This is a genomic window from Granulicatella sp. (assembly GCF_057274575.1).
Genome location: NZ_DBHISP010000028.1, coordinates 1 through 7736 on the forward strand (window position 1 = coordinate 1; position 7736 = coordinate 7736).

8 protein-coding genes are annotated in these 7736 nt (G+C 39.0%); 7 read left to right on the forward strand and 1 reads right to left on the reverse strand.

All coding sequences use genetic code 11. The features are described from left to right. Positions 1–38 precede the first annotated feature (38 nt). A complete protein-coding gene (gene metG / locus ACO5V7_RS08530; protein ID WP_485485844.1) occupies positions 39–2096 on the forward strand; it encodes a methionine--tRNA ligase in 2058 nt (685 codons plus the stop codon). A 76-nt stretch (positions 2097–2172) separates the two neighbouring features. Next, a complete protein-coding gene (gene brnQ / locus ACO5V7_RS08535; RefSeq protein ID WP_485485841.1) occupies positions 2173–3516 on the forward strand; it encodes a branched-chain amino acid transport system II carrier protein in 1344 nt (447 codons plus the stop codon). Between the two features lie 330 nt (positions 3517–3846). Here brnQ and ACO5V7_RS08540 read toward each other — a convergent pair whose 3' ends face one another. Further along, complete coding sequence (locus tag ACO5V7_RS08540; RefSeq protein ID WP_298729115.1) at positions 3847–4401, reverse strand: GNAT family N-acetyltransferase; 555 nt, start codon at positions 4399–4401, stop codon at positions 3847–3849. A 267-nt stretch (positions 4402–4668) separates the two neighbouring features. On the opposite strand from ACO5V7_RS08540, the gene ACO5V7_RS08545 reads away from it, so the two are divergent. The 5 genes from ACO5V7_RS08545 to ACO5V7_RS08565 all read left to right on the forward strand — a co-directional run. Beyond that, positions 4669–5493 (forward strand): ABC transporter ATP-binding protein, encoded by an 825-nt coding sequence (locus ACO5V7_RS08545; RefSeq protein ID WP_485485842.1) that lies wholly within the window; start codon positions 4669–4671, stop codon positions 5491–5493. After that, the gene (locus ACO5V7_RS08550; RefSeq protein ID WP_485485843.1) at positions 5486–6187 is read left to right on the forward strand and encodes an ABC transporter permease; all 702 of its coding nucleotides are present in this window, start codon (positions 5486–5488) and stop codon (positions 6185–6187) included. Before ACO5V7_RS08545 ends, ACO5V7_RS08550 begins: the two co-directional genes overlap by 8 nt. 209 nt (positions 6188–6396) lie before the next feature. Then, positions 6397–6669: a hypothetical protein gene (locus tag ACO5V7_RS08555; protein WP_204703440.1), complete on the forward strand. Its 273-nt coding sequence runs from the start codon at positions 6397–6399 to the stop codon at positions 6667–6669. Then, positions 6605–6901 carry a helix-turn-helix transcriptional regulator gene (locus tag ACO5V7_RS08560; protein ID WP_298647034.1) on the forward strand — a complete coding sequence of 99 codons (297 nt, stop codon included), beginning with the start codon at positions 6605–6607 and terminating at the stop codon, positions 6899–6901. Before ACO5V7_RS08555 ends, ACO5V7_RS08560 begins: the two co-directional genes overlap by 65 nt. A gap of 95 nt (positions 6902–6996) precedes the next feature. Continuing rightward, positions 6997–7736, forward strand: a 740-nt coding sequence (locus ACO5V7_RS08565) for a YdcF family protein (RefSeq protein ID WP_485485845.1), incomplete at its 3' end; no start/stop codon positions are given.

Below are 7736 nucleotides of genomic sequence, written 5' to 3' on the forward strand. Positions count from 1 at the left end.
TTTGTTTTCACTTCTCGTATTTTTTTGATAGGTATGGTATACTAACCCTATGTTTAAAGAATTTCAAGGAGGCTCTTCCCAACATGGCTGAAGACAAAAAAACATTCTATTTAACGACTCCGATTTACTATCCGAGTGGGAATTTACATATTGGTCATGCCTATACAACTGTAGCGAGTGACGCGATGGTCCGCTACAAAAAATTGCAAGGTTTTGACACTTACTTTTTAACAGGAACAGATGAACACGGACAAAAAATCCAAGAAAAAGCGAAAGAAGCAGGCGTTTCAGAAATTGAATTCGTCGATAAAATCATTTTCGGCATTCAAGATTTGTGGAAAGAGTTAGATATCTCGTACGATGATTTTATTCGTACGACTCAACCACGCCATACGAAAGCTGTTCAAAAGATTTTCCAAAAGCTCGTCGATAATGGAGACATCTACCTTGGTGAATACGAAGGTTGGTATTCTGTATCCGACGAAGAATACTTCACAGAAACACAATTAGTCGAAGTATACCGCGATGCTGAAGGAAATATGATTGGTGGGGTTGCGCCAAGTGGACACGAAGTTGAGCTTGTCAAAGAAGAATCTTACTTCTTCAGAATGAGCAAATACGCTGACCGCTTATTGCAATACTACGAAGAACATCCAGATTTTATTCAACCTGAATCACGTAAAAACGAGATGATTAATAACTTCATCAAGCCAGGTTTGGAAGACTTAGCGGTTTCCCGTACGTCATTTGACTGGGGGATTCCAGTACCGAACGATCCAAAACACGTCGTTTATGTATGGATTGATGCATTATCAAACTACATTACAGCACTAGGATATGGTAGTGATGATGAAACATTATTCAACCGTTACTGGCCTGCAGATGTGCATTTTATCGGAAAAGAAATCGTTCGTTTCCACACGATTTATTGGCCAATTATGTTAATGGCCTTAGATTTACCTTTACCGAAGAAAATCTTCGCACACGGCTGGTTATTGATGAAAGACGGTAAAATGTCTAAATCAAAAGGAAATGTAGTCGACCCGAACACCTTAATCGAACGTTACGGCTTAGATGCATTACGTTACTACTTATTACGGGAAGTACCATTCGGTTCTGACGGAATTTTCACTCCAGAATCTTTCGTAGAGCGTATTAACTATGACTTAGCCAATGACTTAGGAAACTTATTAAACCGTACCGTTGCGATGATTAATAAGTATTTCGATGGAACCATTCCTGCACACACAGCACCGGTTTCAAGCTTTGACCAAGAATTAGTTGATGCTTCTAAAGCGATGATTGTGGAAGTCGAAGAAGCGATGGAAAACATGCAATTCTCAGTAGCGCTTGCTGCAATCTGGAAATTCGTTTCTCGTACGAATAAATATATCGATGAAACAACTCCTTGGGCAGCTGTGAAAGATGAAGCACGCCAAGAAGAATTAGCACGTACAATGAATTACTTAGCAGAAAGCTTACGAATCATTGCCGTTGCCTTACAACCATTCTTAACGCAAACCCCTGGTCAAATCCTAACTCAATTAGGAATTACGGACAGCGCGTTAATGGATTACCCTTCATTACACACATATGGCGTGATTCCTGAAGGAACTAAGGTGGTTGAAAAAGGTCAACCAATCTTCCCACGTTTAGATGTGGAAGAAGAAGTGGCTTACATCCAATCTAAAATGGGTGGAGCGCCAGTCGAAGAAGAAAACACAGACTGGAACCCAGAAGAAGTGGAACTTTCAAGCGAAAAAGAAAGTATTAAATACGACGACTTCGACAAGATTGAATTAAAAGTCGCAGAAGTTATTGAATGCGGACCCGTAGAGGGGGCAGACAAATTGCTTCAATTCCGCTTAGACGCTGGAGATGCTGGTGGTCACCGTCAAATCCTTTCGGGGATTGCGGAATGGTACCCAGATCCAAGTATTTTTGTTGGTAAGAAAGTTGTCATTGTTGCGAACTTAAAACCACGTAAAATGCGTGGACAAATCAGTCAAGGAATGATTCTTTCAGCTGAAAAAGATGGCGTTCTTCAAGTGGTGTTTGCACCAGAAGGAATGCCAAATGGCTCAACTGTAGCCTAATAGAATAAAAACAAAAAGGGGACCCTTCGGATGCGAAGAAAGGCATTTGAAGGGTCTTTTTTTAGAAGGAGGACAAATGAAAAAAGGTGTATTAACAGGGCTGCTTCTTTTTGGATTTTTCTTTGGAGCAGGTAATTTAATTTTTCCGCCAAGCTTAGGTTATCAATCTGCTGAGCAATTTTGGCCAGCAGTCATCGGATTTATCGTTTCTGGGGTAGGGCTTGCGATTGGAACGTTATTAATTGGAACAGTGATTAATGGTGGATTCAGAAAAGAATTGGACGAAAAGATTCATCCAATCTTCTCATTGGCATTTTTAGTAGTATTATATTTATCCATTGGACCTTTCTTTGCAATTCCGCGTACAGCAACGGTATCATACAACATCGGGGGAGCGCCGTTCTTACCGGATTCTAATTCAGGGCTTTTGATTTACGCAGCGATTTACTTTGCGGTAGCCTTTTTCTTGGCGTATAACCGTTCATCACTCTTATCCAGCATCGGTAAAATCTTAACACCGATTTTTGCAGGATTAATTTTAATCTTAGTGGTCGTTGGAGCGTTTAAATATGGACAAACGTCACCAGAATTAACTGGTCAAACAAATCTATCTGTATCGACCGCTTTTGGAAATGGTTTTGTGGAAGGTTATAATACTTTAGATGCCTTAGCAGCTGTAGCCTTCTCAGTCGTTGCCGTAAATACGCTAAAAGAGTTCCATTTCACCTCTAAAAAAGAGTACATGAAAACCATTATGAGCGTGGGGTTCGTAACAGCCATTGGATTTAGCGTGTTGTATATCGGCCTTGCGTCCCTTGGGAATCATTTCAATGTAGCAAGCGCCTTAGCTCAAGATTCAACACTAAACGTAGGGTCTTACGTATTAACCATGGCTTCACGTGAGTTGTTCGGGACATTCGGACAGGCTTTCTTAGCGGTAATGGTCGTGATTACTTGTTTGACAACAACAGTAGGATTGATCGTATCAGTAGGGGAGTTCTTCGAAGAAACATTCCCATGCTTCTCTTATAAAGTGTATGCGACCGTGTTTACGTTCATCGGATTTGGCGTAGCAACGCTTGGACTTCAAACAATTATTGCCTTCTCACTTCCAGTATTGATGATTTTATATCCAATTACAGTTGTGATTGCGTTTTTCGTATTAGCGAACAAAAAAGTGGCATTCTCGAAGAAAGGAATGCAGCTAACGGTTGCGTTGACAACGATTATTTCAATGGTTTCCAGTGTTGCTGCTGCATTGAAATTGGAAGGTTTAGTAAAAGCCTTGGAAATTCTTCCATTGCAAAGTTTATCACTGGGATGGATGGGACCAGCGCTGATTGGTATTTTAATCGCGCTCATCTTACCGGACAAAATCAAAGGCGAAGCATTCGACTTCGAAGCATTTCAAACAAAATAGTGCATGACTTTATTAGATGATTACTGCGTATCCCTACGGGGATTTTCATAGTAGCGGTAACGTTGCACCAGTTCGAGCCTCTTCGAGTCTCTCACCTTTAAAGCCTCAAAGAGGGCGTATGGATTAAAAATCCTACGCCCTCTTATTCGTTTTAATGCATAGTCACGTTACTGCTACTATAAATCCCCTAGGATACTTCGTAATCACTATTTAGTCTGTACTTTTTATTTTGTGGAAATGCTTTGAAGGCTTCAAAAAAGTTCCAATAAAGGATAAATTCGTTCTAAACAAGAAAAAACACCGACTGGGATTCCAGTCGGTGTTTTGCATCTAAATGGCTTCGATAAAGTGTTCGGAATATTCTTTCCACATATCTGGACTAAATCTAGCTTTTTGGGGATTGAGAATCTTCTGATAAAGACGGACCGTGCTTCCATCTTCAATGGAATAGGAGTATTCATATAAAAATCCAGTACGTTTGGCGAAATTACAAGAGTCTTCATGGTCACTTGCAATTTGTATTGAAAGGCTCGGTATTCCTTGTTGAACGAGGTACGGCTGAATTAATTGAAATGCTTCAATCAAAACATCACGTTGCCAGTATTCTTGCAATAATGCGAAATCCATTAGATTGTTTTGTTCTGTGGAGACTTTCATAAAGCCAATTGGAAGGTCGTAATTCTTCATTTCGATGATAAAAAAGTACGGAGAATTCGCGATTAGTCGTGTATAAAAGTTCTCTGCATTTAAGTGAGACGGTGCAGATACCCATGGAAGGTTAGACGTTGCTAAAGGATCGTTTAGCAAAGACTTGATAATCTCCATGTCAGTTTCGTGAAAGGGCCTAAGAGTGATACGTTGTGATTCTAGTGTAGGTACGTTCATAATCGTTACCCCCTTTCTCTACCTGCATTATAGTCGTAATCTGTTGGAAAGTAAAGAGTGCAAATTGCTTTTATAACAATAATGAAAAGGGTTCCGAAAATATCTGAAAGAAACGGATATTTTCCTATTTCTTTGATAGAAATTGTCCAATTCTGGTGACATTTTTTATCGTGACTTTAGTCATGGTACTTCGTGACTGGAGGGCCTACAGAGTGACCTTGGTTTTTGATAAACTTAAATCATCAAGAACAAGTACGGAGGCAGACCATGATTAAAGTACATCAAATTAGCAAACGTTTTGGAAACAAGACAGCATTAAACCAAATTGAATTCAATGTTGATAAAGGAGAAATTTTTGGGTTCTTAGGACCAAGTGGAGCTGGGAAAACAACTCTCATCAATATTCTAACAGGACAATTGAAAGCCGATGAGGGAACGACAGAACTCCTTGGAAAAGAGACTAAGAATTTAGCGCCAGAAGATTTAGCGCATATCGGTTTAGTCGGTGATTCCAGTGGATATTATGAAAAACTTTCCCTCGAGAAAAACCTAATCGTTTACGCAAAAATTTATGGACTTCCGAATCGTCGAGTCGATGAAGTATTAGAACAAGTAGGACTCCTGGATAGTAAAAAGGTAATTGCAGAAAAACTTTCTACAGGGATGCGCCAAAGAATGTTTCTAGCAAGAGCGCTCCTCAACAAACCAGAATTACTCTTTTTAGATGAACCAACGAGTGGTTTAGATCCAATGACCTCTCAAAAAATCCACCGATTATTAAATGAGCTTAAGGAAAGTGGAACAACGATTTTCCTCACCACCCATGACATGGTAGAAGCAACGGAGATGTGTGACCGGATTTCCTTGCTAAACCAAGGGGACTTAGTAGAAATTGGAACACCACGAGATATTATTCAAAAATACAATAAAGAAAAACGAGTGAAAGTAACGTTTAAAGACCATACTGAAAAAGTAGTATCTTTTGAAGCGTTAAAAGAGGAAGACTTAACGACAGTAGAAATGATGCACTCAATGGAACCAACCCTTGAAGAAATCTTTATTCAATTGACAGGAGAGAAATTAAATGATTAGAAGAATTAGCGCCTTGATTTGGCTACGTACACAAATGATTGTAAGTAATGGAGCAATGTTGTTCCAAATTATTTTCCCATACGCTTTACTTGTCCTCTATGATCGGTTTTTAAATCCAGACCATGACCCAAGCAAATCGCTTCAAATCTTGTTTATCATGTTACCGCTCGCGTTTAGTTTATCTATGGGAACTATGATTACGATTATGTTGGCGGAAGAAAAAGAGAAAAAGAATTTGAAAACTTTATTCCTTAGTGGAATTCACTCAGCAGAGTACCTAATATCCATCTTATTCTATCCAATTATCCTTGGTTGCATTACGATTGTCAGCTTCCCGCTCATTTTAAATGCGGACCTTTCAAACCATCTAGTGGAATATGGAGTAGTGATGACTAGTGTTGCTGTTTGTGTTATCTTGGTGAATTTATTAGTGGGGGCAGTGACCGATACGCAAGCGAAAGCGCAAGTGAATGGAGTCATTCCGATGATGGCCGTTGCATTTTTACCGATGTTTTCTCAATTTAGTGAGTCTATTTCAAAAGTGGCTCATTACACATTCATGGGGAACTTCATCGATTTCTTCTTAGATAAAGGATTCACGTTGAACTTCCAAAGCATGCTTGTTCCAATCACGTGGATGGCGGTTCTCATCGTGTTAAACTTCTTCTTATTGAAACCAAAAGCTAGTCACTAATGAAAGAGAAAATCAATTGATAAAAATTGTAAGATTTCTTTGATAGTGATTCTCAGAGAACACTTAGAAAATGAATAGTAAAAAATTTTTCCTCTAAAAGATTCGTTCTTTTGGAGTTTTTTTAGCAATAAAGTATCCAAAAAAAGCAAGATGTAACATTTTTGTTACGTAACAAAAATGTTACACTCAAGGAAAACGGAGGTGTATTTATGAGGTATAAACGTGAATTTACAAAGCAGAACTTTGAAGAGTTACTGGAGATGCCGTATGGGAGAATGGTAAAGGCGGCAGCAATTTTACAACTGATTGAAGAAGAAGGTGTGACTCCGGAGATGATCGAAAAATGGGGAGAGTATGACAAAGAAAAAGGAATTATGTATTTGGTTTTCGAAGTAGAAGATATTATGGAAGGGGTGAATGGCAGTGAGTTCTTTAAGAGAAGAGACATTCTCGATTATTGCATCGCGCTATCCGAACTTTAAAGAGGATGTAGCGAAAGAATTGGCGAGACATAGGGCTGTACTCCGTATCATTCGTCTTAGAATGGAAAGTAATTTATCCAGAGAGGAATATGCAAAGAAAGTAGGGTTTAAACGGACAGCACTGGCTAGGTTGGAGCGTGGGGAAGGAACGCCTAGTCTATCGACGTTAATTGAACTAGCTTACAAAAATGGATATGAGGTGGATATTCAGTTGAAACCTCAAAATTTCTAAGGCGCTTAGTATTCCACTTCATTTCTTTTCAGATTATCGTTTCTCTTGGGAGTTTGTTATAATACAAGAGTAGAATTGGAGGAATGAAAGTGGGAATGTATCTGATTACAGGAGTTGTAGTAGCAGCTCTGATTTTTTCAATGTGGCGGGATAATCGCAGTTTATGGAACCCCGCCCTCCTTATTATTGCGGTGTTTTTTGGATATTTATCAGTAGTTCAAGCGGTTTATCAATCTGGAAGCGAAGCAGGACATCTTCTCGTGTTAATGGTCGGATTTTTAGGCGTGCCCTTTTTAATTTTCCTAAGCGGCTTTTTCTTTATTTATAACGGAATCGTTCTTCTAAAGCGTGAGGGAAAATCTAAGTCGAATTTCTTATCGCTTGGGATGGGCTTTTTGATTTTACTATTCTTTGGTGTGATGATAATTCGTGCGCTCAATAATCAGTATTTTTATGAAAATCACTGGGTGAATATTGTCTTAATCTTTTTTGTCTACACCTATGTCATTTTTGGATTTGCCTTTTTTGGATTCCTATTTTACTCGATTTTGTATGTGTTTATTCCAAAGAGAACACAGTATGATTTCATCATTATTCATGGAGCTGGATTATTAGACGGAGAACGGGTAACACCTCTTTTAAAACGTCGGATTGATAAGGCGGTCGAGGCTTTTAAAAAATCAAAAAATCCAACTATCAAACTGATCGCAAGTGGTGGAAAAGGAGCCGATGAGAAGATTTCGGAAGCGCAGGCGATTTTGAATTACTTAATGGAAGAAACGGATGTTCCAAGAGAGTCCGTATTGCTCGAAGAAGAGTCGAGAACGACCTATGA

What these genes read in the sequence shown, in the direction of transcription:
- brnQ (WP_485485841.1), top strand. Translation starts at nt 2,173, where the DNA reads ATGAAAAAAGGTGTATTAACAGGGCTGCTTCTTTTTGGATTTTTCTTT.
- ACO5V7_RS08540 (WP_298729115.1), bottom strand. Translation starts at nt 4,401, where the DNA reads ATGAACGTACCTACACTAGAATCACAACGTATCACTCTTAGGCCCTTT.
- ACO5V7_RS08545 (WP_485485842.1), top strand. Translation starts at nt 4,669, where the DNA reads ATGATTAAAGTACATCAAATTAGCAAACGTTTTGGAAACAAGACAGCA.
- ACO5V7_RS08550 (WP_485485843.1), top strand. Translation starts at nt 5,486, where the DNA reads ATGATTAGAAGAATTAGCGCCTTGATTTGGCTACGTACACAAATGATT.
- ACO5V7_RS08555 (WP_204703440.1), top strand. Translation starts at nt 6,397, where the DNA reads ATGAGGTATAAACGTGAATTTACAAAGCAGAACTTTGAAGAGTTACTG.
- ACO5V7_RS08560 (WP_298647034.1), top strand. Translation starts at nt 6,605, where the DNA reads ATGGCAGTGAGTTCTTTAAGAGAAGAGACATTCTCGATTATTGCATCG.